Origin of the sequence: Halodurantibacterium flavum (assembly GCF_042681825.1) — a bacterium.
Classification (GTDB): Bacteria; Pseudomonadota; Alphaproteobacteria; order Rhodobacterales; family Rhodobacteraceae; genus Halodurantibacterium; species Halodurantibacterium flavum.
Map to the genome: position 1 here is coordinate 204,157 of NZ_JBHUGH010000003.1, position 23,921 is coordinate 228,077.

The following is a 23,921-nucleotide window of genomic DNA, read 5'->3' on the forward strand; positions in this document are numbered from 1 at the left end:
AGGCTAGCCGGAAGGCGCGTTGCGTCGTATTCTGGATCTAGGCAACTTTTTCGCAACTTCTGTGAGTATAATCACCAATGTTGCACCCAGTGGACAAACGAAGCCGCGCCACCCTCTTTCGTCAGCGCCTGTCACAGGTCCTGTCCGAGGCCGGCATGAACCAGAGCGCGCTGGCCCGCGCCATCGGCGCCGACCGTTCGACGGTCTCGCAACTGCTGGCGCCGGATGGCGCGCGGCTGCCAAATGCGCAGCTTGTGGCGGAATGCGCGGCGGCGCTCGGGACCAGCGCGGACTGGCTTCTGGGGCTGACCGACCGGCCGGAACGCATGGCCGACCTGATCGCGGCCAGCATGACCATGACCGAGGCGCCGCGCGCGCTGGCCGATGAACAGATCTTTGCCTGGCATCTGGAGGCAGCGGGCTACAAGATCCGGCATGTGCCCGCGACGCTGCCCGACATGCTCAAGACCCGCGACCTGCTGCGCTGGGAATATGAACCGCATCTGGGCCGCACCGTCGAACAGGCGATCGGCGCGTCAGAGGACCGGCTGGCCTGGATGCGCAGCGGCCGGTCGGATTTCGAGATCGCGGTGCCGCTGCATGAACTGCGCGCCTTTGCCCGCGGCGAGGGATATTACGAGGGGCTGCCCCCAGAGCTGCGCCGCGCGCAACTGGACTGGCTGCTCGACCTGCTGGACCAGCTTTACCCGGCGCTGCGGCTTTACGTCTTTGACGCGCGGCGGGTCTTTTCGGCGCCGATCACGGTTTTCGGCCCGCTGCTGGCGGTGCTTTATCTGGGGCGCCACTACCTGGCCTTTCGCGACCGCGAACGGGTGGACCGCATGACGCGGCATTTCGACTGGCTGCTGCGCGAGGCCGAAACCGGCGCGCGCGAGGTGCCGGCCCTGATCCGCGCCCTGCGGGACGAGGTCGAGTGACATCGCGCAGCCGGTGGACTTTGCCCGCACCTCCCCGCATCATCGGGCGGCAAGGTCGTCAGGGGCCGGAAGGTCGTCAGGGGCCGGATCGTCAGGGGCAGGGTCGGGGGCAGGCCGGATGAAAAGCATCATTCTTTACACGACCCCCACCAGCGGGACAGGCTCGCTCACGCGGATCGTGGAAAGGATCAACGCGGGGCGGATGACCTTCCGGTATTATTTCCGCGACGTCCTGCAGCGCATCCCGCGCGAAGAGATCGAGCGCACCTTTCCCCCGCCCGAGGGGCATATCCTGCTGCATAACGATCCCGGACGGTTCAACCGCAACATGGACCTTTCGGCCTACCGGTTCATCGTGAACTTCCGCGACCCGCGCGACCGGCTCTGCAATGTCTATCACTGGCAGTTCTCGCACCCCCATACGCATGAGACCGAGGCAGAGACCGCCGCCCGCCGCGCCGCCGTGGCCGAGGAAGGCATTGACCGCTGGATCCTGCGGCGGATCGAAAAACGGTCGGAACGGCGCTATTACGATCCCATCTTCTGGCTTCTGGACAATGCCCCGCCGGAAAACGTTCTGGTCGCCACCTATGCGCAGCTTTGTTGCGACTTCGACGCGATGCTGGGGCGGCTGCAGGATTTCATGGGCATGAGCCCGAACGAAAAGGGACGGCGCGCGCTGGAGCTTGAACGCCCCGAGGGGTTGCAGCAAAACCCCCGCTGGATCGGCAACAAATGGCCCGGCAGCGATATCATGCCCGGGCGCTTTCTGAATGAGCTCGCGCCCGAGACCATCGCGGCGCTGAACGACTGCTACCGCCCCGTCCTGCGGCGCATGGCGCGCCACGATCCGCAATTCGCGCCGCAATACCTTGCCGGGATCGGGCGTCCGGGCCAAAAGGGGGCGCCCAAGGCCAAAGGACGTTCCGATGAAACTGCTTGACCCACATCACCCGTTCTTCCGCGCGCCCTGGCGCCGCTGGGCCACGGTGTTGTTGCCGCTCGCCTGGGCGGCGGTCGAGTTCCGCAACGGCGCGATGCTGTGGGGCGCAGCCTTTGCGGCGGCGGGGACCTATGCTTTCTGGATGTTGATCGTGACGCGCCGCGAGGATTGAACCGGGCGGGGCGGGGTTCAGCCCCCGTTCAGCCCAGCCGGGCCAGAACCTCGGTCGCGAGATCCTCGACCTCTTGCCTCGCCTGCCCCGGGCGGGGCGCCTCTGGGGCGGCACGGCCCTGCCCCAGGGTTTCGGCAAAGACGACGCGATTGCCGAGCGAAGCGCGCAAAAGCTCCACATCCAGCGTCTCCACCGCCGCCGCGACCTCGGCATCGAGCCGCGTGCCCGGTCGCGCCCGGTTCAGGACCGCCACGGCGGGCCGCCGCTCGCGTCGCGCAAGGTCCAGAACGCCCTCGGTCGCCCAGAGATCAACAAGGCTGCTTGCGATAGGGACCAGTACAAGATCGGCCTCGCGCAGCGCGGGGCGCAGGTCTGCATCGGCCTTGGGCGGCGTGTCCACCACCACGAAATCCACCAGCCGGCGCAGCTTTTCACACTCATACCCCACACCCCAGGCGGATGCGGTGGAAAATTCGAGCCCCCCGTCCGCATCGCCGGCGCGCCGGACCATGAACCAGCGGCCAAGGCTGCCCTGCGGGTCCGTATCGACCACGGCGACCCGGTGCCCCCGCCCCATCAGCGCAACCGCCAGGTTCACGGCGACCGTCGTCTTGCCAGACCCGCCCTTTTGCTGCGCGACGGTGATGACATGACCCATGTGCTGCCCCCCCGGATGTAACGTCTCTGCAAGGTTTCTGCGCCGCAGCATGGCATGATCCGGACCCATGCGCATCTCATTTCGGCGCGCTGCCCCGGCCGCATTTCGCCAAGGCGAATCCTGCCGAGCACGTTTTCCGGGCGTTGCGCATATTTTCCGGGCGAAGGCGCGGAAAATCGGTCAGCGGGGTTCCGCGCATCGGGCCGTTCTTGAGGAATCTGCAGGCGCCGGGACAGGCTGATCCTGTCGCACAAACGACATGAACGTGCGGCGCGCGAATTACCACACCCGACGCGCCGCACCACAACGATAACCCGTCGCGGGGAGGGACATATGCCGGATTATCGCGGAAACAAGCCGCCAGCAGTCAGCACCGACCTTCCCGCCTGCCATGGCTGGAGCCTTCTATGACATTCGGACGCAAACTTATCGGCGCCACGACGCTCGCGGCGCTTCTTTCGACCACGGCGGCCCATGCCGAGACGATCAAGGTGGGCATCCTGCATTCGCTGTCGGGGACGATGGCGATTTCGGAAACCACGCTCAAGGACGTCATGCTCATGCTGATCGAAGAGCAGAACGCAAAGGGCGGCGTCCTGGGGATGCAGCTGGAGGCGGTGGTGGTCGACCCGGCCTCGGACTGGCCGATGTTCGCCGAAAAGGCCCGCGAACTGATCGAGGTGAACGAGGTCGCCGCCGTCTTCGGCTGCTGGACCAGCGTGAGCCGCAAATCCGTCCTGCCGGTGTTCGAGGAACTGAACTCGATCCTTTTCTATCCCGTCCAGTATGAGGGGCAGGAAAGCCAGCGCAACGTCTTTTACACCGGCGCCGCCCCGAACCAGCAGGCCATCCCGGCGGTGGATTACCTGATGAACGAGGAAGGCGTGGAACGCTGGTATCTGGCCGGCACCGACTATGTCTATCCGCGCACGACCAACCAGATCCTCGAGGCCTATCTCAAGGCGAACGGTGTCGCGGATGAGGACATCATCATCAACTACACGCCCTTCGGTCATTCCGACTGGCAGACCATCGTGTCCGAGATCAACAGCTTCGGCTCGGCCGGCAAGAAGACCGCCGTGGTCTCGACCATCAACGGCGATGCGAACGTCCCCTTCTACATCGAACTGGGCAACCAGGGCATCTCGGCCGAGGATATCCCCGTCGTCGCCTTCTCGGTCGGCGAAGAGGAACTGGCCGGGCTCGATACCGGGCCGCTGGTCGGGCATCTTGCGGCCTGGAACTACTTCATGTCGATCGACACACCCGAGAACGAGGAATTCATCACCGCCTGGCATGAGTTCATCGGCACCGAGGACCGCGTCACGAACGACCCGATGGAGGCGCATTACATCGGCTTCAACATGTGGGTGAAGGCGGTCGAAGCCGCGGGCACCACCGATCCCGACGCGGTGATCGACGCGATGGTGGGCGTCGCCGTGCCGAACCTGACCGGCGGGCTCAGCTCGATGGGTGCGAACCACCACATCACCAAGCCGGTCTTCGTGGGCGAGATTCAGGCCGACGGACAGTTCGACGTGGTCTGGGAAACGCCCGGGCTGGTGCTGGGGGACGAATGGTCCGACCACCTGCCGGAATCCGCCGACCTGATCGCCGACTGGCGCGCACCGCTGAGCTGCGGCAACTTCAACGTCGCCACCGGCAGCTGCGGCGGCAGCGAGATTCAGTAACGCAGACGGGGCGGGCCCGCAAAGGGCCCGCCTTCCAGAGTGGGCGCCCCCAAAGGCCCGCCCCTCCCCTCCTGCCGTATCCGTTCCTGAAAGTCCCCGCATGTTCCTTCGCGCCCTGATCGCAGCCATCGGCCTCTGGCTTGCCGCCCTTCCCGCAGTGGCCCAGGGGTTCGACGACCTTCTGGCCCGCCTGCCGCAGGGTAGCTTCAACGACCGGGCCGCCGTGGTCAGCGCCCTTGCCGCGACCGGCGATCCGCGCGCCGAGGCGGTGCTCGACGCGCTGGCGGCGGGCGAGTTGCATATGCGCCCCTCGGACGGCGCGCTGCTGCGGGTCACCGGGCGCGGGTCGAACCTGCGTGGCGTCGATGTGCTGAGCGGCGAGGCCGTCGAGGTCGCACCCCGCTCGACCGAGCCGGTGCGCGTCAACAACAGCCTGCGCCGGACGGTGCGGGCGGCGATGGGCGTCCTGACCTTGCGCGACCCGAACCCCGCCCGCCGGCTGAGCGCCGCCGAGGCCGCCTTTCGCGCCCCTGATCCCGAACAGCTGCCGGCGATCGACCTGGCGCTCGAAGCCGAGGAAGACGCCCGCATCCGTGCAGCGTTGACGCAGGCGCGGGCGGCCACGATCCTGCGCAGCGACGCGCCCCTCGCCGAGCGGCTGGAGGCGGTCGAGACGATCCGAGCGCGCGCGCCCCGCGTGGTGATCTCGGCCCTGTCGCCCTATCGCGCTGCGGCCGAACCCGAACTGGCCGAGGCCGCGGGCGATGCGGTCGCCGCGGCCGAGCGGACATTGCGGCTCTGGTCGCAGGCGCAGAACGTGTGGTTCGGACTGTCGCTCGGGTCCGTCCTTCTGCTGGCGGCGGTGGGGCTTGCCATCACCTTTGGTGTGATGGGGGTCATCAACATGGCCCATGGCGAACTGGTGATGCTTGGCGCCTACACGACCTTTGTGGTGCAGAACGCGATCCGGGTAAACGCGCCGCATCTTTTCGACTGGTCGCTGCTGATCGCGGCGCCCCTGGCCTTTGGCGTGGCGGGGCTGGTGGGTGTCGCCATAGAACGCGGGATCGTCCGCCACCTTTACGGCCGGCCGCTGGAAACGCTGCTGGCGACCTGGGGGGTCAGCCTGATCCTGCAACAGGCGGTGCGCTCGATCTTCGGCCCGAACAACCGCGAGGTCGGCAACCCGAGCTGGATGTCCGGCGCCTTTGAGTTGGGGCAGTTGATGATCACCTGGAACCGGCTCTGGATTCTGGTCTTCTCGCTCGCGATCTTTGCGATTCTTCTGTTCGTGATGCGGCGCACCGCCATCGGTTTGCAGATGCGGGCAGTGACGCAGAACCGGGCGATGGCCGCGAGCATGGGCATCCGCACCGGCTGGGTCGATGCGATGACCTTCGGCCTTGGCGCAGGGATCGCCGGGCTTGCGGGCGTGGCGCTCAGCCAGATCGACAATGTGAGCCCTAACCTCGGGCAGAACTACATCGTCGACAGCTTCATGGTCGTCGTGTTCGGCGGTGCGGGCAATATCTGGGGCACGCTGGCCGCCGCCTTCAGCCTGGGCGTTGCGAACAAGTTTCTGGAACCCTATGCGGGGGCCGTGCTCGCCAAGATCCTGATCCTCGTCGCGATCATCCTTTTCATCCAGAAACGCCCGCGCGGCCTCTTTGCCGTGCGTGGCCGGGCGGTGGACGCATGACAACCGGAACCGGAGCCCCCCGCATGACACGCCTGATCGCCACCCGACTGATCGACCGCCGGATGGGCATCTTCCTGATCGGCCTTTTCATCATCACCGTGGCCCTGCCCATCGGCAACCTGTGGATCGAGGGCCGGCCCGTCCCGTCCTATGCGGTGTCGCTGATGGGCAAGTACCTCTGCTACGCGCTGCTTGCCGTCGCGCTGGACCTCGTCTGGGGCTATTGCGGCATCCTCTCCCTCGGCCATGGCGCGTTTTTCGCGCTTGGCGGCTATGCGATGGGGATGCACCTGATGCGCGAGATCGGCACGCGCGGGGTCTATGCCAACGCGAACCTGCCCGACTTCATGGTCTTTCTGGGCTGGCAGGAACTGCCCTGGTTCTGGTGGGGTTTCGACATGTTCTGGTTCGCCGCGCTGATGGCGATGCTGGTACCGGGCTTTCTCGCCTTTGTCTTCGGCTGGTTCGCCTTCCGCAGCCGGGTGACGGGCGTCTACCTCTCGATCATCACGCAGGCGCTGACCTATGCGCTGATGCTCGCCTTCTTCCGCAACGAGATGGGGTTCGGCGGCAATAACGGGCTGACCGATTTCAAGGACATCCTCGGCTTTCCGCTGCAATCGGACCGGACGCGGGTGGGGCTGATGGTCGCCTCGGCGGTGGCGTTGGCGGGTGGGCTGTTGCTGGCGCGCTGGATCACCACATCCCGGCTGGGACAGGTGCTGGTCTGCGTCCGCGATGCCGAAAGCAGGACCCGGTTCCTCGGCTATCGGGTCGAGCATTACAAGCTTTTCATCTTCACCCTCTCGGCCATGATGGCGGGCGTCGCGGGCGCGCTTTACACGCCGCAGGTCGGCATCATCAACCCGGGTGAGTTCAGCCCCGCCAACTCGATCGAGATCGTGATCTGGGTGGCGCTCGGGGGGCGCGGCACGCTTGTGGGCGCGGCGCTGGGGGCGATCCTTGTGGCGCTGGCCAAGACCTATTTCACAGGCTGGATGCCCGAATACTGGCTGTTCGCGCTGGGGGCGCTGTTCATATTCGTCACCATTGCCCTGCCCAAGGGGGTTCTGGGCGCGATCGAGGGCGGTCTGGGCCGCCTGCGCCCCCGTCGCCGCCCCACGGAAGAGGTCCGCGCATGAGCCGCCCGCAGCTTCTTCTGGACGGCGTCAGCCGCACATTCGACGGGTTCAAGGCGATCAACAACCTGTCCATGGTCGTGGACAAGGGCGAATTGCGCGCCGTCATCGGCCCGAACGGCGCTGGCAAGACGACGATGATGGACATCATCACCGGCAAGACCCGCCCCGACAGCGGCAAGGTCCTCTGGGACCAGCGCATCGACCTGACCCGGATGGATGAGGCCGACACGGCCCGGCTGGGCATCGGACGCAAGTTCCAGAAACCGACGGTGTTTGAGTCCCACACGGTCGAGGACAACCTGCGCCTTGCGCTCAAGGGCGGGCGTTCGGTCTGGGCGACGCTCTTCCATCGCCGCACGGGGCCGGAAAACCGCCGGATCGCCGAGCTTCTGGACCTCATCCGCCTGACCGAGGCGCGCCACCGCCCCGCCGCCGATCTGAGCCACGGACAGAAGCAATGGCTCGAAATCGGGATGCTGCTGGCGCAGGACCCGGAATTGCTGCTGGTGGATGAGCCGGCCGCCGGGATGACCGACGCGGAAACCATGTGGACGGCCGAGCTGCTGAAATCCATCGCCGGCGACCGTTCGGTCATCGTGGTGGAACATGACATGGAATTCGTGCGGGAACTCGATTGCCGGGTGACGGTGCTGCATCAGGGGTCGGTGCTGGCCGAAGGCTCGCTCGCCCATGTCAGCGCGATGCCCGAGGTCGTCGAAGTCTATCTGGGGCGCTGAAATGCTGGAAATCACCGATGTCACCCTGCAATACGGCGCCGCCCGGGCGCTGCGCGGCGTCAGTTGCACCGCCGAGCCGGGGCAGGTCACGACCGTGCTGGGCCGGAACGGGGTGGGCAAGACCTCGCTCTTGCGCGCGATCGTGGGACGCCATGGGATCAGCGGCGGCGCGATCCGGTGGGAGGGGGCGGATATCGCGCGCCTTTCACCCGTGCTGCGCGCGCAGCGGGGGATCGGCTATGTCCCGCAGGGTCGAGAGGTGTTTCCCCTGCTCACCGTTCGCGAGAACCTGGAGACCGGCTTTGCCGCCCTGCCCCGCGGCCAGCGCCGCATCCCGGATGAGGTGTTCGAGCTTTTCCCGGTGCTGGGGCAGATGATGAACCGGCGTGGTGGCGACCTGTCGGGCGGGCAGCAACAGCAGCTTGCCATCGGGCGGGCAATGGTGATGCGCCCCCGCCTGCTGGTCCTCGACGAACCGACCGAGGGTATCCAGCCCTCGATCATCAAGGATATCGGGCGGGCGATCACATGGCTCCGGTCCGAGGCGGGGATGGCGATCCTGCTGGTCGAACAGTATTTCGACTTTGCCCGCGACCTGGCCGACCGGTTCTGCGTGATGGATCGCGGCGAGGTGGTGATGTCTGGCACCGGCCCGGAAATGAGCGGCCCGCGCGAACCCGAACTGCGCCGCTGGCTGACCGTCTGACCGGCGCGGCCATGTCCCGGGCCGTCAGGCGGCCGCGGCGCATGTCCACGCCCCTGTCAAGACAAAGCGCAGGGCGCGACAAAGGGTGGCAGTTGCGGCGTTTCGGCCCCCCCGTGGGGCCGGTTTACCTTGACACTCTCTGCAAACCTCCTCCATCAAGGCCGCGAATTAAGACCATAACTTCTCGGGTTCACCTCCCACCGGGCGAAACAACGAACGGAACGAACAGGTATGTCCCTTGTCCTGATTGCGGCGCTGCCGTTTCTGGGCGCGCTCATCCCCGGACTGATGATCCGGGCCGGGCGCAACGCCTGTGCCATGATGACCGGCTCTTTCACGGCCCTGGCACTGATCCTTCTGCTGATCGAGGCCCCCGCCGTCCTGCGCGGCGAGGTCATCCGCACCCGGATTTCCTGGATGCCGGGGCTCGGGCTCGACGCGAACTTCTTTCTCGACGGGTTGGGGCTGCTCTTTGCCGGCATGATCCTGGGCATCGGGCTTCTGGTGATCCTCTATGCCCGGTTCTACCTGTCGAAATCCGACCCGATGGGGCAGTTCTACACCTATCTCATGCTCTTTCAGGGCGCGATGGTGGGGATCGTCCTGTCCGACAACATCCTGCTTTTGCTGATTTTCTGGGAGCTGACGTCGCTGTCGTCCTTCCTGCTGATCGGCTATTGGAAACACCTGCCCGAGGGCCGGCAGGGCGCCCGGATGGCGCTTGCCGTCACCGGCGGCGGCGGTCTGGCGCTGATCGGGGGGATGCTTCTGCTCGGCGGTATCGCCGGCAGCTATGACATGACGGTCATCCTGCAAAGCCGCGATGTGATCCAGGCCTCGGACTGGTATCTGCCCGCGCTGCTGCTGATCCTTCTGGGCTGCTTCACCAAATCGGCGCAGTTCCCGTTCCACTTCTGGCTTCCGCATGCGATGGCCGCGCCGACCCCGGTTTCGGCCTATCTGCATTCGGCGACGATGGTGAAGGCGGGGCTCTTTCTCATGGCGCGGCTCTGGCCGGTGCTGTCGGGGACGGATGCGTGGTTCTATATCGTGGCGACGACCGGCCTTGTGACGATGGTGCTGGGGGCGGTGATCGCGCTCTTCAAGGACGACCTCAAGGCGCTGCTCGCGTTTTCCACGGTCTCGCATCTGGGGCTGATCACGATGCTCCTGGGGTTCGGCACGCGCGAAGCGGCGGTGGTCGCGGTGTTCCACATCATCAACCACGCGACGTTCAAGGCCGCGCTCTTCATGTCCGCCGGCATCGTCGACCATGAGGCGCATACCCGCGACATCAAGCGTCTGGGCGGCCTGCGCCACCTGATGCCGGTGACCTTTACCATCGCGACCATCGCGGGGCTGTCGATGGCGGGCATTCCGTTCCTCAACGGCTTTCTGTCGAAAGAGATGATGCTGGAAGAGGCCGCACATACCGGCATCCTTGTCGGCGCGCTTGCGACGCTGGGCGCGCTCTTCTCGGTGGCCTATTCGTTCCGCTTCATCGCACATACCTTCCTCGGGCCCAAACGGCACGACTATCCGGGCCATCCGCACGATCCGGGCTTCGGCCTCTGGGCCGCGCCGGCCTTTCTGGCCGTGCTGGTCGTCGCGATCGGGATCTTTCCGGCGGCGATGGTCGGCCCGCTGGTCGCGGCCACATCGGGCGCGGTCATTCAGGGGGAACTGCCCTATTACTCGCTGCGGATCTGGCATGGCGTGACGCCCGCGCTCTTCATGTCGATCATCGCGGTGGCGGGGGGCTGGCTGTTGCTGCGCCGGCACGCGCCCCTCGATGCGCGCTGGCTGGCGGCCCGCCGCCCCGAGGCCAAGGCGATCTTTGACCGTGGCATGGATGGGGCAGTCGGCATGTCGCGCCGGCTGACCGACGCGCTGCATGACGGCGCGCTGAGCCGCTATCTGATGATCTTCTCGGCGGCGGCTGTGGTCATCGGTACCGTGTCTTTCCTGGGCGGAACCCATGGCGCGGGAACGCATCAGATGCTGCCTGTCACGCCGATGGCGCTGATCGGCCTGCTGCTGGTCGTCACGGCCTCGCTGGGTGTCGTGCTCTTCCACCGCAATCGTCTGCTGTCGCTGGTGATCATCAGCGTGAACGGCCTCGTGATCTCGCTCGGCTTCGTCTATCTCTCGGCCCCCGACCTTGCGCTGACGCAGCTCACGGTCGAGGTGGTGACGATCATCCTGCTGCTTCTGGCGCTGAACTTCCTGCCCAAGGAAACCCCGCGCGAAAGCTCGTCCGCCCGCAAGTGGCGCGACGGGATCGTCGCGGGCCTTGGCGGGCTCGGCGTCGCCGCACTGGCCTATGCGATCATGGCGCGCGATCTCGCGTTTGACTCGATCTCGCAGTTCCACCTCGACCAGTCCTATCCGGGCGGGGGCGGCACGAACGTCGTGAACGTGATCCTCGTGGATTTCCGCGGCTACGATACGTTCGGCGAAATCGTGGTGCTGGGCATCGCGGCACTGGCGATCTTTGCCCTGACCGAGGCGCTGCTGCATGGCCCTGCGTCAAAGCGCCTGCTGTCCTGGGTGCCGGACCAGAAACGCGCGGGCGACCGCCATCCGCTGATGCTGGTGGTGGCGACGCGGGTGATGATGCCCATGGCGGTGATGGTCGGCGTCTATATCTTCCTGCGTGGCCATAACGAACCCGGCGGCGGCTTTATCGCCGGTCTGGTCGTGTCGATCGCGCTTCTGATGCAATACATGGCATCGGGCTTTGCCTGGGCGCAGGAACGCCAGCGGGCGGATTACCATGCGATCATCGCATCGGGCGTGCTGATCGCCGCGGCGACCGGCGTGGGCGCCTGGCTGGCCGGCCGGCCGTTCCTGACCTCTGCCTTCGGCTATTTCCGCATCCCGCCGATGGATTACTTCGAGCTCGCGACGGCCATGGCCTTTGACGTGGGCGTGTTCCTTGCGGTCGTGGGGTCGGTGATGCTGGCGCTGGCAAGCCTGTCGCGGCTGGCCCGCCGCGCCGGGGAGACGGTGAACGAGACGCCGATGGATATCGACCCGTCCCGCGCGCCCGCGCCCGTATCGCCCGAGACCGAGGAGGCCCGCTGATGGAACTGATCGTAGCCCTTTCCGTCGGCGCGCTCACGGCTGCCGGTATCTACCTGATCCTGCGGCTCCGGACCTTTCCGGTCGTGCTGGGCACGGCGATGCTCTCCTATGCCGTGAACGTGTTCCTGTTCGCCTCGGGCCGGCTGGCGATCAACCAGCCGCCCGTGCTGCTGGCGGATGGCCCCTATTCGGACCCGCTGCCGCAGGCGCTGGTGCTGACGGCCATCGTGATCGCGTTCGGCATGACCGCCGTGGTGGTGATGCTGGCGCTTGGCGCCTATCTCGAATCCGGCACGGACGAAATCGACATGAATGACGACCAGAAGGGGGTTCGCAAATGAACCACCTGATCCTTGCGCCGGTCATCCTGCCGGCGATGCTTGCGCCCCTCATCGTGCTGGTGATGCGCCACGACCTGTCGCTGCAGCGGATCTTTTCGATGATCGGCAGCCTCGCGATCCTGGTGATTGCGCTGCTTCTATTCGGGCAGGCCCAGACCGGCACGATCCAGGTCTATGAGATGGGGAACTGGCCCGCGCCCTTCGGCATCGTGCTGGTGCTCGACCGGCTGTCGGCGCTTCTGGTGCTGATGACGGCGGTGCTGGGTGTGGCGGTGACGCTTTACGCCATCGGTTCGGGCTGGGACGCGCGGGGCAAGCATTTCCATGCGCTGCTGCAATTCCAGCTGATGGGGATCGTGGGCGCCTTTCTGACCGGCGACGCCTTCAACCTCTTCGTGTTCTTCGAGGTGCTGCTGATTGCATCCTACGGGCTGATGATCCATGGCGGGGGCACGCTGCGGCTGCGCGCGGGCGTCCAGTATGTCGTCTACAACCTCGTCGGTTCGGCGCTGTTCCTCTTTGCGCTTGCGACGCTTTACGGGGTCACGGGCACGCTGAACCTTGCCGACATGGCGCAGCGCGTCGCCGCCCTCCCCGAGGGGGACGCGGCCCTTGTGCGGGTGGGCGCGGTCCTGCTGCTTCTGGTCTTTGCGGTCAAGGCGGCGGTGGTGCCGGTGCAGTTCTGGCTGCCGAACACCTATACCTATGCCCCTGCCCCGGTTGCAGCGCTCTTCGCGATCATGACCAAGGTAGGCGCCTATGCGATCCTGCGGGTCTACACGCTGGTCTTCGGCCCGGACGTCCCCGCCATCGGCACGCTGATCGGCGACTGGCTGATCCCGGCGGCGGTCGTCACGGTGACGCTGGGGATGGTGGGCGTGCTGGGCGCGCGCCATCTGGGGCGGCTGATCTCGTTTTCGGTGATCGGCTCGATGGGGACGCTCTTCCTTGCCATCGGCCTTTTCACGCCCGAGGCCACCTCGGCCGCGCTTTACTACATGATCCACTCGACCTTCGCGGCGGCCATCCTGTTCCTGATCGCCGATCTGGTGACGGCGCGCCGGGGTGCCGTGGGGGGCGACATCGTGGCGGCACCGCCCATTGCGCAGAATGGCCTGATCGCGGCGCTCTTCTTTGGCGCGGCGATCGCGATGGCGGGTCTGCCGCCGCTGTCGGGCTTTATCGGCAAGCTGCTGATCCTTGATGCGGCGCGCGATACGGGCGCGATGGCGGTCGTCTTTGCCGCGATCCTCATCACCTCGCTCATCGCGGTGGTGGGTTTTGCCCGGGCGGGTTCGACGCTGTTCTGGAAGGCCCATGCCGTCGAGGGTGAGATGCCCCCTGCCCCGACCGGGCATCTGCCGCTGGTCGTCACGGGTGGCCTTATGGCGGTGATGGTCCTGCTGGTCGTGCTGGCCGGCCCGACCACCGCCTATCTGGACGCGACGGCCGCGCAGGTCTTCGACAAGGCCGGTTATATCGACGCCGTCATGCCGCCCCTTGATGCCGAGGGGATGCCGATCCCGCAAAGCGGCGTGCCAGAAGGGTCCGGCCCCCTGCCCCCCGACGGGCCGCAGACCGCCCTGCCCGACGGAGAGGAGCCGGGCACCGTCCCCGGCGCCTATGACCACGAAGGAGCCGACTGATGCTTCGCAAGATCGTGCCTCATCCCCTTCTGACGCTGACGCTGACCATCGTCTGGCTGATGCTCATGAACCACGTCTCGCTGGGCGGGCTGATATTTGGCCTGATCCTGGGCATCATCATCCCGATTTTCACCGCCCCTTACTGGCCCGACCGGCCCGTCCTGCGGAACTGGCCGATGATCGTGGAATATGTTCTGATCGTTCTGTGGGACATCGTCGTGGCCAATGTCGTCGTGGCGAAGACCATCCTTTTCAAGCGCAACGCCGATCTGCGCCCGGCCTGGGTGACGATCCCGCTCGAACTGCGCTCGCCCGAGGCGATCACGATCCTGGCGGGGACGATCACCATGACGCCCGGCACGGTATCAAGCGACATTTCGGCCGACGGGCGCGCGATCCTGGTCCATTGCCTCGACGCGCCCGACCCGGATGCGGTGCGCGACGAGATCAAGCAACGCTATGAACGCCGGCTGAAGGAGATTTTCCTGTGATCACCTACGCCCTTTACTTCGCCTTTGCCTGTTTCGGGCTGGGCCTTCTGTTCAACCTCTGGCATCTGGCGCGCGCGTCGGGCATCGGCGACCGGGTTCTGGCGCTCGACACCATGGTCATCAACGCCATCGCGCTCCTCATCCTTTACGGCGTGGCCGAGGGGACGGCGGTCTATTTCGAGGCGTCGATGCTTTTTGCGATGGTCGGGTTCGTGTCCACGGTATCCTACTGCAAGTTCATGCTGCGCGGCGACATCATCGAGTGAGGAGAGCAGAATGACCCTGATCGCGGAAATCCTCATCTCTGTGCTGCTGGTCATCAGCGGTGTCTTTGGCCTTGTCGGGTCCTTCGGACTGATAAAGCTGCCCGACCCGATGACGCGCCTGCACGCGCCGACCAAGGCGACCACGCTGGGCGTGGGGGGCGTACTGGTCGCGTCGATGATCTACTTCGCGGTGTTCGGCGGCGGCTTTTCGTTCCATGAACTGATGATCACCATCTTCCTGTTCATCACCGCGCCCATCGTCGCCCATTTCATCGCCAAGGCCTGGGTGCATCGCAACCTGACCCCTGCCGAACTGCCGCCCACGGGCGGTCCCAAGGGCTGGGCCTGCAAGGAAGACGCGGCCGAAGCCGACAAGACGCCCCAGCGCCCGCAGGGCTAGTGCCGCAGCGCCCGCAGGGCTAGTGGCCGTCGCGGGCGCGGCGGCGGGCGTCCCGCCGCTCGGCACGGCGATCCCAGAACGGTTCGAGCCGCGTTTCGCGGAACCGCACCCACCAGCGCCAGATCAGGATGCCCGCCAGCGCGAACAGCGCCAGGATGACGATGTTGACCCAAGGGACCATCGTCACATCCGGCCCCGCCACCGGGCGGATGCGGATCGCGTTCGGGAACATCGACACGAACTCGAACCGCCAGCCGTAATGGGTGATCGCGACCCATTGCGGGTTCGCGGCGTTCGAGACGTAATTCTGCGCCCGCGCCTGAAGGGTGGAGCTGTTGAACTTGAAATAGGGCGGCCAGCCCCAGCCCGTATCCTCGTTCCGGTAGACCATTTCCCGGCCGTTGGGTCGCACGGCTAGGATGAAACGCACGTCGCGCGTCCCGCTTGCCGTCGTGAAACCGCTGCCGCTTGCGGTGTCGATCCGCCGGTTCTCGATCCCGACGATCCGCACGATATCGCGTTGCGGCAGGGTGTAGTGCAGAAAGCCCCCGACCACCGCAATCATGATCCCGATCACTGCCCATTTCACATATCGCATCGGCGCACCTCCACGGCACAGAGGTAGCAGCCCGGGGCGTCCGCGGCTAGGGCAGGCACGTCGTCAGCACGACCAGGGGCGCATAGCTGAACACCGTCGCCACAAGCGCAGCGACCAGCGACCATTGCGTCAGCGTGGCCAGGAAGCCCTCGGCCCCGCGCCAGCGCCGGATCAGCCACCAGATCACCACGACATGGGCCAGAAGCACGGCGCCGATGCCCGCGCGCAGGGCAAAGGGCGACCAGCCATAGGCGCATCCCACCGCATGATAGCTGTAGATGACGGTCAGCGCCGTCGCCCAAAGGCCAAAGCCCACGACAAGCCAGAGGTATCTTGCCGGCCGCTCGATCATGGCTGCACCCCCGAGATCGGCACGATCAACGGCATCACCAGCACCATGGCGACCGCGACCACGCCCGTCACCGCCGTGTAGTCGAGCCAAAGCCGCGTCAGCCGCAGATCGAGCCCCCGGCGCGGCGAGATCCGCCCCGCCCCCCGGCGCAGCCCGTTCGACAGAAGGAACAGGAGCCCGATGCCCGTATGCAGCACGATATAGGCCAAGGTCGCCGCACTTGTCGCCGAATGGGCATGGCCAAAGGGATCGGGCACGCCGCCGATGGCCATGCCCGAGCCCGCCAGCGCCACCGCCACCGCGACGGCCGACAGGATCAGCCAGATCATGATGCCGCCGCCCCGCCGGTTCGACCATATCGCGCCCCGTGCGGTCAGCGGCGCAAGCACCAGTGCCAGAACGATCACGCCCGAGAGGATCAGGTCAGGCTCCATCACGGCGGCGGGCGGCCAGTTGGCGGCCACGAGCCAGAGATAGAGCTTGCCGAAGATCAGCGAGACAAAGAATGTCCCGTCCGCCAGCAGCGCCACCACCAGCGCCCACCAGGGCGGCGCGCCGTGAACCTCGGTATGGGGCGGCACGTTGATGCCGTGCCCGATGGGCAACGGCCCCTGATCGTGCCGCAGGCCGGAAATCTGGGCGGTGTAGATCATCAGGCCCAGCACGACCGGCAGCGCTGCAAGCGACAGCCAGTAGAGCTTGAACAAAAGCCCCAGAACCACGACGCAGGTCGCCAGCGCGGTGTAGAACGGCAGATGGGTCGATTGCGACAGGATCACCACCTGATCGGGCCGCCCCGTCGTCATGTGAACGCCCAGCGTTTCCTGCCAGCCGTTGCGCGCCTGCCCCAGATAGCCCCGGCCCGCCGCCAGTTCCTGCCCCAGCTTGCGCACCGCCAGACGGTCGGCCCGGCTGCCGATCTCGGGGATGGAGGCAAAGCCATAGGGCGCGGGCGGCGTGGGCATCGCCCATTCCAGCGTGCCCGCCCGCCACGGATCGCGCCGATAACGCCGCCCGTGCCGCGCCTGCAGCAGGATATCCATCGCGACCAGCGCAAAGCCGATGGTCAGGATGAACCCGCCGATCGAGGACAAGAGGTTCAGCGTCGCCCAGCCATCTTCGGGCGTGTAGGTGAAGACCCGGCGCGGCATCCCCCGCAACCCGGTCAGGTGCATCAGCCAGAAGGTCATGTTGAAGCCGATGAAGATCAGCCAGAACGCCGGCACCGAGAGGCGATAGACGCTCTGGCGGCCCGTGACATGCGGCAGCCAGTAATACAGCGCCGCCAGCATCGGAAAGACAAAGCCGCCGACCAGAACGTAATGCAGATGGGCGACGACGAAATGGGTGTCATGGGCCTGCCAGTTGAACGGCACCATCGCCAGCATCACCCCCGTTAGCCCGCCCGCGACGAAGACGAAGAAGAAGCCGAAGATGTAAAGCATCGGCACATCCCAGCGCGGCCGCCCCTGCGCCAGCGTGCCCAGCCAGGCGAAGATCTGCACCGCCGTCGGCACCGCCACCAGCGCGGAGCCGGCGGAAAAGAACGCCAGCGCCAGATGGGGAATGCCCACGGTGAACATGTGGTGCACCCAGATGCCGAAGGACAGGAATGCCATCGCCACCAGCGCCACGATGACCGCGCGATAGCCGATCAGCGGGCGCTGCGCAAAGGTCGGCACGATAGTGGAGATGGCCCCGGCCGCCGGAAGGAAGATGATATAGACCTCCGGATGACCGAAAAGCCAGAACAGGTGCTGCCACAGCAGCGGGTCGCCCCCCCGCGTCGCGTCAAAGAACGGCAGGCCGAATGCGCGCTCGACCTCCAGAAGGATCGAGGCGAGGATGAGCGGCGGAAACCCCACCACCATCATCAGCGCCGTCACAAGGATATACCAGGCAAAGATCGGCATCCGCGCCAGCGTCATGCCCGGCGCCCGCAGCTTGAGGATCGAGACGGTCAGCTCGACCGCCATCGTCAGGGCCGAAATCTCGACAAAGGTCACACCCAGCAACCACACATCGGCATTGATGCCGGGGGAATAGGTGCTCGACGACAGGGGGGTGTACATGAACCAGCCGCTGTCGGGGGCTACGCCGAACACCATCGACAGGACCAGGATCGACCCGCCCAAGAGGTAGCACCAATAGCCATAGGCGGTCATCCGCGGAAAGGCGAGGTCCCGGGCGCCCAGCATCTTGGGCAACATGTAGATCGCCAGCCCCTCCAGCATCGGGATGGCAAAGAGGAACATCATCACCGTGCCATGCATGGTGAAGATCTGGTTATAAAGCTCGGGCGGGAGGAATCCGGAATGGGGCGTCGCGATCTGCGCCCGGATCATCATCGACAGGACCCCGCCGATGGCGAAAAAGACCGCGGCCGTGATCATGAAGCGCAGGCCCAGAACCGTATGGTTCACCGCCGCCAGCCGCTGCCAGCCGGGACCGACGGCCCAGATACGCGACAGGTCCTTGTGCAGCCTGACAGGATCGGGCCGGGCAGGATCGGAGCCGACGGGACCTGGCCGGGTGGATGTATCGGTCATGGCTGCGCCCCCTCTTCCTCGTTCGCCTCTTGGGCAAACCCGAGCGCCGCGGGCAGATCCTCGGACGGATGGACATAGGTGTCAAAGCGCATGAAGGCGTGGCCGGTCCCGCAGAACTCGGCGCATTGGCCGGCAAAGACACCGGTTTCATCGGCCTGAAGGCGCAGCACGTTCACATGCCCGGGGATCGCGTCGAGCTTGCCGCCCAGTTGCGGAATCCAGAAGCCGTGGATCACATCGCGCGTCGTCAGGTGCAGGTCGACCGGACGTCCCACGGGCAGGTGCAGGATGTTGTCGGTCGTGACGTCGCCGTAATCGGGGTAGCGGAAGGTCCAGCCGAACTGCCAGGCCTCGACCTCGACCACCATCACATTCGCACCGGGATGCGGCAGGATGCGTTCGCCCGCGACCAGCGCCCATCCGACCAGAGGGGGAAGCACCAGCGCCGGCAGCCCCAGCCCGCCCCAGATGATCCAGCGCCGCCCCGAGATCCGCGAGGCCCGGGCCGGAAACAGCATGACGAAGGCAAAGAGCAGCAGCACCAGCGCCAGCAGGATCAGCGAGCCCGCCAGCATCCCCCACCAGAGTTGCGCGATGGAACTTGCCACCGGCCCGCGCGGTTCTAACGTCGAAAAGGGGCCATCGCAGCCCGCAACAAGCCCCGGCACGACGATCATCGCCCCCGGCCGGGCCAGCCACAGGGACCCGCGCAGATGACCGAGACCGACAAGGACCAGATCCCGGAGGAAGAGCGCGAAGACGGGGGCACCAACCCTGTGATGGCCGAGGTCGGCGCCCATGACACGCAATCCGCCATCGCGCTGGTCGGGCACCCGATTCATGCCATGATGGTCCATTTCCCGATCGCCTTCGCGGCCGGAACGCTCGCCGCGGATGTGTTCTACTGGTGGACGGGCGATCCGTTCTGGCAGCGCGTGGGTCTTTGGGCGGTGGGTGGCGCCTTTGCCAGCGGTGTCGCGGCGGGCATCGCGGGAACGGCCGAACTGCTGCTGGTCAAGGGTATCCGCGTGCGCGTGGCAAGCTGGACCCATGCCATCGCGGCGATGACCCTTCTGTCCATCCTTGCCGCGAACTGGGGGGTCCGCCTGGTTGATGCCGACAACGTTCTGCCTCACGGTCTTGGTCTCTCGGTTCTGGCGATGATATTCACGGGGCTGGCGGGCTGGCATGGGGGCAAGCTGGTCTTCGATCATGGCGTGGGCATCATCGTGTCACCGAAGCAATAAGCGGCATGACCAGTTCGCGCAGGGCACCCGGCGCAAAGATCTCTGCGATCCGGTTGGCGTCGAGGCCCGGCTTGGCGAGCACCAGAAACAGGATCGCGCCGACGGCACCCAGGTTGACCACCGTCATGACCCATGTCCGCGGCCAGCCGAATTTCACCCGTTCGTCGGTGTCGAAAAGCTTGAGCACCAGAAGCCCCGAAAGGACATGCATCCCCGCCAGCACGCCCACGGCGGCGAGCTTGAGCGAGAACCATTCCACGAACGTCTCGCGCAGAAAGATCAGCCCGATCCCGGTGCCCACGGCGATGAACGCCGCAGGCGACATGAGCGTGACATAGAGAAACCGGGTCAGCCGGTGCAGGCGGTGTTCTTCGTCACCCTCGACATGGCTGCGCTGCCGAAAGAGGAACGGCAGCACGATCATCCCCCCCGCCCAAAGCGCGATGGCCGAGACATGGGCGAACTTGGTCAGCCACAGAACGATGTCCCATGTCATTGCCGGAACTCTTCGGACGGCATCCCGGGCTCCTCGGCCTCGGACGGGAAATGACGCAGCGCGATCAGGGTGCCCACCGCAAGATAAGGCAGCATCGCCGGCACCCACATCATCAGGCCCGCCAGTTGCTGATCGACAAGCGGCTGCAGTCCCCAGGCCTCGGTCGTGGCGAAATGGGCCACGTAAAGCGGCGTGGGCGTAAAGACCAGCAGCGCACCCAGAAGGCCCATGTGCCCCACCGTCCCCAACAGCAGCGCCAGCGGCATCGCGGCCGCCTGCGGGCGCAGGACCTCATGCCAGAGCGCCCATGCCGTCAGCAAGAGCGTCGCCTGCATGAACCAGTAGCCCCAGACCGTCGACAAGGCCCAGGCATAGGGCCCGGGCGCGTGCCAGACCCAAAGCGCGACAAGATGCGCCAGAAAGACCGCGCCCGCCGGCAGCCCGCGCCGCAGCACGTTCGGGAAGGCCACGGCCAGAAGGGGGGCAATTGCGGCGATCAGCACGACATGATGCAGGACGCGCGCCGAGAACAGCGCCGAGGTGAGCGCGCAGAGCGGCGAAACGAAGAAGAGCCAGGCCAGCGCCCAGGCCCCGAAGGCCGCATTTCTGTTGGCGGAATACCGCAGCGCAACCGGCACATAGATCAGCAGGGCCGCGATCAGAACCGGATCGAGGTTCCACGCCCCCATCAGATCCGCCGGTGAAGGAGGACTGCCGCAATAGGCAATCGCCGCCCCCGTGGTCGTGCCCGTCATTCCCTGCCCGCCCTTTCCGAAATCCGCCCCGAAATCTGCATTGCAAATTCGTCAGACAAAATTCACCGAAGGCCCTCACGTCGCCGTGAAACCGCCTTGAACGGGAACGCGGGCAAGTGGGGTTTGGTTCCTGCCCGCTGTCGCGATCGGGCAGGTTGCAGGGTCAGGGGCTATTCGCTGCAGCGGTGAAAGATGAGCGGGTCGCCCGCACCGAACCACTGCCAGAGGCTGTCTTCGCCGATCAGGATCAGCCGCTCCTCTTCGGAGACCATTCCCTCGCCCATGCAGCGCAGGGACAGATGCTGGGCGGACAGCCCCTCGATCTCGGTCCGCCCGGTGATCTCGCAGGTGTTCTCGCGCCCGATGATCTCGCTCTCCGTGATCTCGATCCGCATGGACGGGTCGCTGCACCAGTCGGGATCGTGGGCCCAGACACCCTCGGGCCCGCCCGCAAGGACGGGCTGGGCAAGCCAGAGGAACGGCAGGAGGAACAGGCGCCGCATCAATAGGGCATCGGATGCGCGCGATGGGCACGCCCGATATCGCGCAAAACCGCATCGCCCAGATCCAGATCAACCGAGGTCAGCACTGTCGCAAGCTGGTTGAGGTTCGTGGCGCCGATGATCGGGATGACCGGGAAGGGCCGTGCCCGCAGCCAGGCAAGCGCCATCTGTGCCGGATCGAGCCCATGGGTGTTGGCGATGCCCAGATAGGCGGCAACAGCCTCGAACACGCGCGGGGTGATCCGCCCGCCAAGGGTCGCGTTGCGCGACCGGCGCGTCCCTTCGGGGATCACGTCGCCCGCGTATTTGCCGGTCAGAAGCCCGGTGGCCAGCGGCGAATAGGCCAGAAGGGTGACATCCTCGTTGACCGAAAGCTCGGCCAGGTCGGTGTCGAAATGGCGGCAAAGCAGCGAATATTCGTTCTGGATCGACTGCACCCGGGGCAGCCCGGTCTCATCCGACAGGCGCAGCCATTGCGCGGTGCCCCAGGCCGTTTCGTTCGACAGCGCGAAGTGCCGGATCTTGCCGGCCTCGACCAGCCCCTGCGCGGTTTCGAGGATCGCGCGCATATGGTCCAGCGTCTGCTGCCGGTCCTGGCCGGACGGATCGTAATCCCAATGCTGGCGAAAGTGGTAGGAGCCACGGTTGGGCCAGTGGATCTGATAGAGGTCGATCACATCCGTCCGCAACCGCCGGAGCGAGCCTTCGACAGCCTCGGTGAAGGTCTGGGGCGTGATCAGCGCGCCATCGCGCACCGCCTTCTGCCCCTCGCCGGTGATCTTGGTCGCGACGATCCAGTCATCCCGCCGACCCGAGGCCGCGAAATAGCTGCCGATATACTCCTCGGTCCGGCCCATCGTCTCGGCGGCGACGGGGTTCGTCGGATACATTTCGGCCGTGTCGATGAAGTTGACGCCGTGTTCAGCGGCCATGGCGATCTGGTCATGCGCCTCGGCCTCGGTATTCTGCGTGCCCCAGGTCATGGAACCGAGGCAGATCTCGGACACCATCAGGCCGGAACGGCCCAGCGGAACTTTCCTCATGAGAGCATCCTCTTCGTTGCTTCGGGCGGACCCTAGCGGCTGCAGGGCCAAGGGCAAGGGCCGCGATGCACGGTCTGCATCCGGATGCCCGGAAAATACGCAATGCGACCGAAAATGTCGCCTGCTGGACAGACGGTATCCCAATCCCGCGCGAGACCGGGCAAATGCGACTGCTCATCTCCTTTGCCGCCCTCTTCATCTCGACTGTTCTTCTGCAACTCGGTTCGGGTGGGGTTGCGCCGCTCGATGCGATCTCGGGCGTGGTGCTGGGCTTCAGCGCGGCCGAGGTGGGGATGCTCGGCTCGGCGCATTTCCTCGGCTTCTTCATCGGCTGCTGGTGGGCGCCGCGGCTGATGGGGTCGGTCGGCCATTCACGCGCCTTCGCGGCCTTTACCGCCGCAGGGACCATCGGCATCCTTGCGCATATGCTGGTGATCGACCCTTTCGCCTGGGCGGTGATGCGCATGGCATCGGGCCTGTGCGTTGCCGGCTGTTACACGATCATAGAGGCCTGGCTACAGGCCAAGGTCACGAACGAGACCCGCGGCCGCGCGATGGGCGTCTATCGCGTCGTGGATATCGGCGGCAGCCTTGGCGCGCAGCTGCTGATCGGGGTTCTGGCGCCGGCCTCCTACGTCTCCTACAACCTGCTTGCGCTCTTCTGCTGCGCGGCGCTCTTTCCCCTGACGCTCAGTCGGGCGGCGGCGCCCGAAACCGGCCCTGCCCCGCGCCTCCGGCCCCGCATGGCCTGGGAACACTCGCCCCTGGGCGCGCTCGGCGTTGTGATATCCGGGATTTCGGGCGCGGCGTTCAGGATGGTCGGGCCGGTCTATGGCATCGCGGTCGGACTTTCGACCGACCTGATCGCGCTGTTTCTGGCCGCCTACGTGCTGGGGGGCGCGGTCGCGCAGGTGCCGGTGGGCTGGCTCGCGGACAAGTTCGACCGGCGGCTGGTGCTGATCTGGCTCTCCGCCGCCTCGGTCGTTGCCTGCGCGCTGACGATCCTGTTGTCCGGGGCCGGCGCGGTGGCCGTCTTTGCCGCCGCCGGGTTCTTTGGCGTTACCACCTTTCCGATCTATTCCGTCTCGGCCGCCCATGCCCATGACTTCGCCGAGGATGGCGAGCGGGTGGAGCTTTCGGCCGCGCTGATGTTCCTTTACGCCGTGGGCGCGATCGCGAGCCCCCTTGTCGCCTCGATCCTGATCGGGAGTTTCGGCCCTTCGGGCATGTTCCTGTTCCTCGCCCTCTCGCATGTGGGGCTGGTCGCCTTTGGCATCGCCCGGATGCGCGCCCGCCCCACCCCCCAGGAACGCACCGGCTATGTCTATACGCCGCGCACCTCTTTCCTGATCGGGCGGCTGTTGCGGCGGCGGCGGCGATCCTGACCCGCACACCGTCCAACCGCGACGCTTGATCGGTTCGCGGAACATGTCAAAGATATGGCACCGCAACAGGGAAGGA

25 protein-coding genes are annotated in these 23,921 nt (G+C 66.1%); 16 read left to right on the forward strand and 9 right to left on the reverse strand.

Annotated elements, in window-relative coordinates:
• Nucleotides 1–77 precede the first annotated feature (77 nt).
• The 3 genes from ACFSGJ_RS04755 (at nucleotide 78) to ACFSGJ_RS04765 (ending at nucleotide 2,053) form a co-directional block, all read left to right on the forward strand.
• A complete protein-coding gene (locus ACFSGJ_RS04755) occupies nucleotides 78–938 on the forward strand; it encodes a helix-turn-helix transcriptional regulator (RefSeq protein ID WP_390259849.1) in 861 nt (286 codons plus the stop codon).
• Between the two features lie 118 nt (nucleotides 939–1,056).
• Nucleotides 1,057–1,881: a hypothetical protein gene (locus tag ACFSGJ_RS04760; RefSeq protein WP_390259850.1), complete on the forward strand. Its 825-nt coding sequence runs from the start codon at nucleotides 1,057–1,059 to the stop codon at nucleotides 1,879–1,881.
• Nucleotides 1,868–2,053 carry a hypothetical protein gene (locus tag ACFSGJ_RS04765; protein ID WP_390259851.1) on the forward strand — a complete coding sequence of 62 codons (186 nt, stop codon included), beginning with the start codon at nucleotides 1,868–1,870 and terminating at the stop codon, nucleotides 2,051–2,053. The genes ACFSGJ_RS04760 and ACFSGJ_RS04765 overlap by 14 nt, the downstream gene beginning before the upstream one ends.
• A 28-nt stretch (nucleotides 2,054–2,081) precedes the next feature.
• On the opposite strand, the gene parA is transcribed toward ACFSGJ_RS04765, so the two are convergent.
• Nucleotides 2,082–2,762, reverse strand: a complete 681-nt coding sequence (gene parA / locus ACFSGJ_RS04770; protein ID WP_390259852.1) for a ParA family partition ATPase — start codon at nucleotides 2,760–2,762, stop codon at nucleotides 2,082–2,084.
• Nucleotides 2,763–3,118: 356 nt separating this feature from the next.
• On the opposite strand from parA, the gene urtA reads away from it, so the two are divergent.
• From urtA to ACFSGJ_RS04825, 11 genes are all read left to right on the forward strand, one after another.
• Complete coding sequence (gene urtA, locus ACFSGJ_RS04775) at nucleotides 3,119–4,402, forward strand: urea ABC transporter substrate-binding protein (RefSeq protein WP_390259853.1); 1,284 nt, start codon at nucleotides 3,119–3,121, stop codon at nucleotides 4,400–4,402.
• Between the two features lie 100 nt (nucleotides 4,403–4,502).
• Entirely contained in the window at nucleotides 4,503–6,101 is a 1,599-nt protein-coding gene (gene urtB / locus ACFSGJ_RS04780) for an urea ABC transporter permease subunit UrtB (protein WP_390259854.1), read from the forward strand.
• Nucleotides 6,102–6,124: 23 nt separating this feature from the next.
• Entirely contained in the window at nucleotides 6,125–7,243 is a 1,119-nt protein-coding gene (gene urtC, locus ACFSGJ_RS04785; protein WP_390259855.1) for an urea ABC transporter permease subunit UrtC, read from the forward strand.
• Nucleotides 7,240–7,980 (forward strand): urea ABC transporter ATP-binding protein UrtD, encoded by a 741-nt coding sequence (gene urtD / locus ACFSGJ_RS04790; protein ID WP_390259856.1) that lies wholly within the window; start codon nucleotides 7,240–7,242, stop codon nucleotides 7,978–7,980. The genes urtC and urtD overlap by 4 nt, the downstream gene beginning before the upstream one ends.
• A 1-nt stretch (nucleotide 7,981) precedes the next feature.
• Nucleotides 7,982–8,686: an urea ABC transporter ATP-binding subunit UrtE gene (gene urtE, locus ACFSGJ_RS04795; RefSeq protein WP_390259857.1), complete on the forward strand. Its 705-nt coding sequence runs from the start codon at nucleotides 7,982–7,984 to the stop codon at nucleotides 8,684–8,686.
• A 231-nt stretch (nucleotides 8,687–8,917) separates the two neighbouring features.
• Nucleotides 8,918–11,773 carry a monovalent cation/H+ antiporter subunit A gene (locus tag ACFSGJ_RS04800; RefSeq protein ID WP_390259858.1) on the forward strand — a complete coding sequence of 952 codons (2,856 nt, stop codon included), beginning with the start codon at nucleotides 8,918–8,920 and terminating at the stop codon, nucleotides 11,771–11,773.
• Nucleotides 11,773–12,114, forward strand: coding sequence for a Na+/H+ antiporter subunit C (locus ACFSGJ_RS04805; protein WP_390259859.1), 342 nt, complete (start codon nucleotides 11,773–11,775; stop codon nucleotides 12,112–12,114). Before ACFSGJ_RS04800 ends, ACFSGJ_RS04805 begins: the two co-directional genes overlap by 1 nt.
• Nucleotides 12,111–13,760, forward strand: a complete 1,650-nt coding sequence (locus tag ACFSGJ_RS04810) for a monovalent cation/H+ antiporter subunit D (protein ID WP_390259860.1) — start codon at nucleotides 12,111–12,113, stop codon at nucleotides 13,758–13,760. Before ACFSGJ_RS04805 ends, ACFSGJ_RS04810 begins: the two co-directional genes overlap by 4 nt.
• Entirely contained in the window at nucleotides 13,760–14,251 is a 492-nt protein-coding gene (locus ACFSGJ_RS04815) for a Na+/H+ antiporter subunit E (protein ID WP_390259861.1), read from the forward strand. The genes ACFSGJ_RS04810 and ACFSGJ_RS04815 overlap by 1 nt, the downstream gene beginning before the upstream one ends.
• Nucleotides 14,248–14,517: a K+/H+ antiporter subunit F gene (locus ACFSGJ_RS04820; protein ID WP_390259862.1), complete on the forward strand. Its 270-nt coding sequence runs from the start codon at nucleotides 14,248–14,250 to the stop codon at nucleotides 14,515–14,517. Before ACFSGJ_RS04815 ends, ACFSGJ_RS04820 begins: the two co-directional genes overlap by 4 nt.
• A 10-nt stretch (nucleotides 14,518–14,527) precedes the next feature.
• Nucleotides 14,528–14,917, forward strand: coding sequence for a Na+/H+ antiporter subunit G (locus ACFSGJ_RS04825; protein WP_390259863.1), 390 nt, complete (start codon nucleotides 14,528–14,530; stop codon nucleotides 14,915–14,917).
• Nucleotides 14,918–14,936: 19 nt separating this feature from the next.
• On the opposite strand, the gene ACFSGJ_RS04830 is transcribed toward ACFSGJ_RS04825, so the two are convergent.
• From ACFSGJ_RS04830 to coxB, 4 genes are read right to left on the reverse strand one after another with little or no spacing between them, the layout of a single operon-like run.
• Nucleotides 14,937–15,515, reverse strand: a complete 579-nt coding sequence (locus tag ACFSGJ_RS04830; protein ID WP_390259864.1) for a DUF1523 family protein — start codon at nucleotides 15,513–15,515, stop codon at nucleotides 14,937–14,939.
• Between the two features lie 46 nt (nucleotides 15,516–15,561).
• Complete coding sequence (locus tag ACFSGJ_RS04835; RefSeq protein WP_390259865.1) at nucleotides 15,562–15,867, reverse strand: hypothetical protein; 306 nt, start codon at nucleotides 15,865–15,867, stop codon at nucleotides 15,562–15,564.
• Nucleotides 15,864–18,416, reverse strand: coding sequence for a cytochrome c oxidase subunit I (ctaD, locus tag ACFSGJ_RS04840; RefSeq protein WP_390259866.1), 2,553 nt, complete (start codon nucleotides 18,414–18,416; stop codon nucleotides 15,864–15,866). The genes ACFSGJ_RS04835 and ctaD overlap by 4 nt, the downstream gene beginning before the upstream one ends.
• Entirely contained in the window at nucleotides 18,413–19,093 is a 681-nt protein-coding gene (coxB, locus tag ACFSGJ_RS04845) for a cytochrome c oxidase subunit II (protein WP_390259867.1), read from the reverse strand. The genes ctaD and coxB overlap by 4 nt, the downstream gene beginning before the upstream one ends.
• A gap of 36 nt (nucleotides 19,094–19,129) precedes the next feature.
• On the opposite strand from coxB, the gene ACFSGJ_RS04850 reads away from it, so the two are divergent.
• A complete protein-coding gene (locus ACFSGJ_RS04850; protein ID WP_390259868.1) occupies nucleotides 19,130–19,663 on the forward strand; it encodes a DUF2231 domain-containing protein in 534 nt (177 codons plus the stop codon).
• On the opposite strand, the gene ACFSGJ_RS04855 is transcribed toward ACFSGJ_RS04850, so the two are convergent.
• From ACFSGJ_RS04855 to ACFSGJ_RS04870, 4 genes are all read right to left on the reverse strand, one after another.
• On the reverse strand, nucleotides 19,641–20,159 hold the full coding sequence (locus ACFSGJ_RS04855; protein ID WP_390259869.1) for a CopD family protein: 519 nt from the start codon (nucleotides 20,157–20,159) through the stop codon (nucleotides 19,641–19,643). The genes ACFSGJ_RS04850 and ACFSGJ_RS04855 overlap by 23 nt on opposite strands.
• Nucleotides 20,156–20,914: a cytochrome c oxidase assembly protein gene (locus ACFSGJ_RS04860; protein ID WP_390259870.1), complete on the reverse strand. Its 759-nt coding sequence runs from the start codon at nucleotides 20,912–20,914 to the stop codon at nucleotides 20,156–20,158. Before ACFSGJ_RS04860 ends, ACFSGJ_RS04855 begins: the two co-directional genes overlap by 4 nt.
• Nucleotides 20,915–21,084: 170 nt before the next feature.
• The gene (locus tag ACFSGJ_RS04865) at nucleotides 21,085–21,417 is read right to left on the reverse strand and encodes a hypothetical protein (protein WP_390259871.1); all 333 of its coding nucleotides are present in this window, start codon (nucleotides 21,415–21,417) and stop codon (nucleotides 21,085–21,087) included.
• The gene (locus tag ACFSGJ_RS04870) at nucleotides 21,417–22,460 is read right to left on the reverse strand and encodes an aldo/keto reductase (protein ID WP_390259872.1); all 1,044 of its coding nucleotides are present in this window, start codon (nucleotides 22,458–22,460) and stop codon (nucleotides 21,417–21,419) included. The genes ACFSGJ_RS04865 and ACFSGJ_RS04870 overlap by 1 nt, the downstream gene beginning before the upstream one ends.
• A gap of 164 nt (nucleotides 22,461–22,624) precedes the next feature.
• Here ACFSGJ_RS04870 and ACFSGJ_RS04875 point away from each other — a divergent pair, with 164 nt between their 5' ends.
• Nucleotides 22,625–23,845: an MFS transporter gene (locus ACFSGJ_RS04875; protein WP_390259873.1), complete on the forward strand. Its 1,221-nt coding sequence runs from the start codon at nucleotides 22,625–22,627 to the stop codon at nucleotides 23,843–23,845.
• Nucleotides 23,846–23,921 lie beyond the last annotated feature (76 nt).

Coding starts and splice junctions, on each gene's coding strand:
- ACFSGJ_RS04875 (WP_390259873.1), top strand. CDS start 22,625: ATGCGACTGCTCATCTCCTTTGCCGCCCTCTTCATCTCGACTGTTCTT.
- ctaD (WP_390259866.1), bottom strand. CDS start 18,416: ATGACCGATACATCCACCCGGCCAGGTCCCGTCGGCTCCGATCCTGCC.
- ACFSGJ_RS04755 (WP_390259849.1), top strand. CDS start 78: ATGTTGCACCCAGTGGACAAACGAAGCCGCGCCACCCTCTTTCGTCAG.
- urtA (WP_390259853.1), top strand. CDS start 3,119: ATGACATTCGGACGCAAACTTATCGGCGCCACGACGCTCGCGGCGCTT.
- ACFSGJ_RS04870 (WP_390259872.1), bottom strand. CDS start 22,460: ATGAGGAAAGTTCCGCTGGGCCGTTCCGGCCTGATGGTGTCCGAGATC.
- ACFSGJ_RS04860 (WP_390259870.1), bottom strand. CDS start 20,914: ATGACGGGCACGACCACGGGGGCGGCGATTGCCTATTGCGGCAGTCCT.
- urtC (WP_390259855.1), top strand. CDS start 6,125: ATGACACGCCTGATCGCCACCCGACTGATCGACCGCCGGATGGGCATC.
- coxB (WP_390259867.1), bottom strand. CDS start 19,093: ATGATCGTCGTGCCGGGGCTTGTTGCGGGCTGCGATGGCCCCTTTTCG.
- ACFSGJ_RS04815 (WP_390259861.1), top strand. CDS start 13,760: ATGCTTCGCAAGATCGTGCCTCATCCCCTTCTGACGCTGACGCTGACC.
- ACFSGJ_RS04765 (WP_390259851.1), top strand. CDS start 1,868: ATGAAACTGCTTGACCCACATCACCCGTTCTTCCGCGCGCCCTGGCGC.
- ACFSGJ_RS04850 (WP_390259868.1), top strand. CDS start 19,130: ATGACCGAGACCGACAAGGACCAGATCCCGGAGGAAGAGCGCGAAGAC.
- urtE (WP_390259857.1), top strand. CDS start 7,982: ATGCTGGAAATCACCGATGTCACCCTGCAATACGGCGCCGCCCGGGCG.
- ACFSGJ_RS04855 (WP_390259869.1), bottom strand. CDS start 20,159: ATGACATGGGACATCGTTCTGTGGCTGACCAAGTTCGCCCATGTCTCG.
- ACFSGJ_RS04835 (WP_390259865.1), bottom strand. CDS start 15,867: ATGATCGAGCGGCCGGCAAGATACCTCTGGCTTGTCGTGGGCTTTGGC.
- urtD (WP_390259856.1), top strand. CDS start 7,240: ATGAGCCGCCCGCAGCTTCTTCTGGACGGCGTCAGCCGCACATTCGAC.
- ACFSGJ_RS04865 (WP_390259871.1), bottom strand. CDS start 21,417: ATGCGGCGCCTGTTCCTCCTGCCGTTCCTCTGGCTTGCCCAGCCCGTC.
- ACFSGJ_RS04830 (WP_390259864.1), bottom strand. CDS start 15,515: ATGCGATATGTGAAATGGGCAGTGATCGGGATCATGATTGCGGTGGTC.
- ACFSGJ_RS04825 (WP_390259863.1), top strand. CDS start 14,528: ATGACCCTGATCGCGGAAATCCTCATCTCTGTGCTGCTGGTCATCAGC.
- ACFSGJ_RS04805 (WP_390259859.1), top strand. CDS start 11,773: ATGGAACTGATCGTAGCCCTTTCCGTCGGCGCGCTCACGGCTGCCGGT.
- ACFSGJ_RS04800 (WP_390259858.1), top strand. CDS start 8,918: ATGTCCCTTGTCCTGATTGCGGCGCTGCCGTTTCTGGGCGCGCTCATC.
- ACFSGJ_RS04760 (WP_390259850.1), top strand. CDS start 1,057: ATGAAAAGCATCATTCTTTACACGACCCCCACCAGCGGGACAGGCTCG.
- urtB (WP_390259854.1), top strand. CDS start 4,503: ATGTTCCTTCGCGCCCTGATCGCAGCCATCGGCCTCTGGCTTGCCGCC.
- ACFSGJ_RS04810 (WP_390259860.1), top strand. CDS start 12,111: ATGAACCACCTGATCCTTGCGCCGGTCATCCTGCCGGCGATGCTTGCG.
- parA (WP_390259852.1), bottom strand. CDS start 2,762: ATGCTGCGGCGCAGAAACCTTGCAGAGACGTTACATCCGGGGGGGCAG.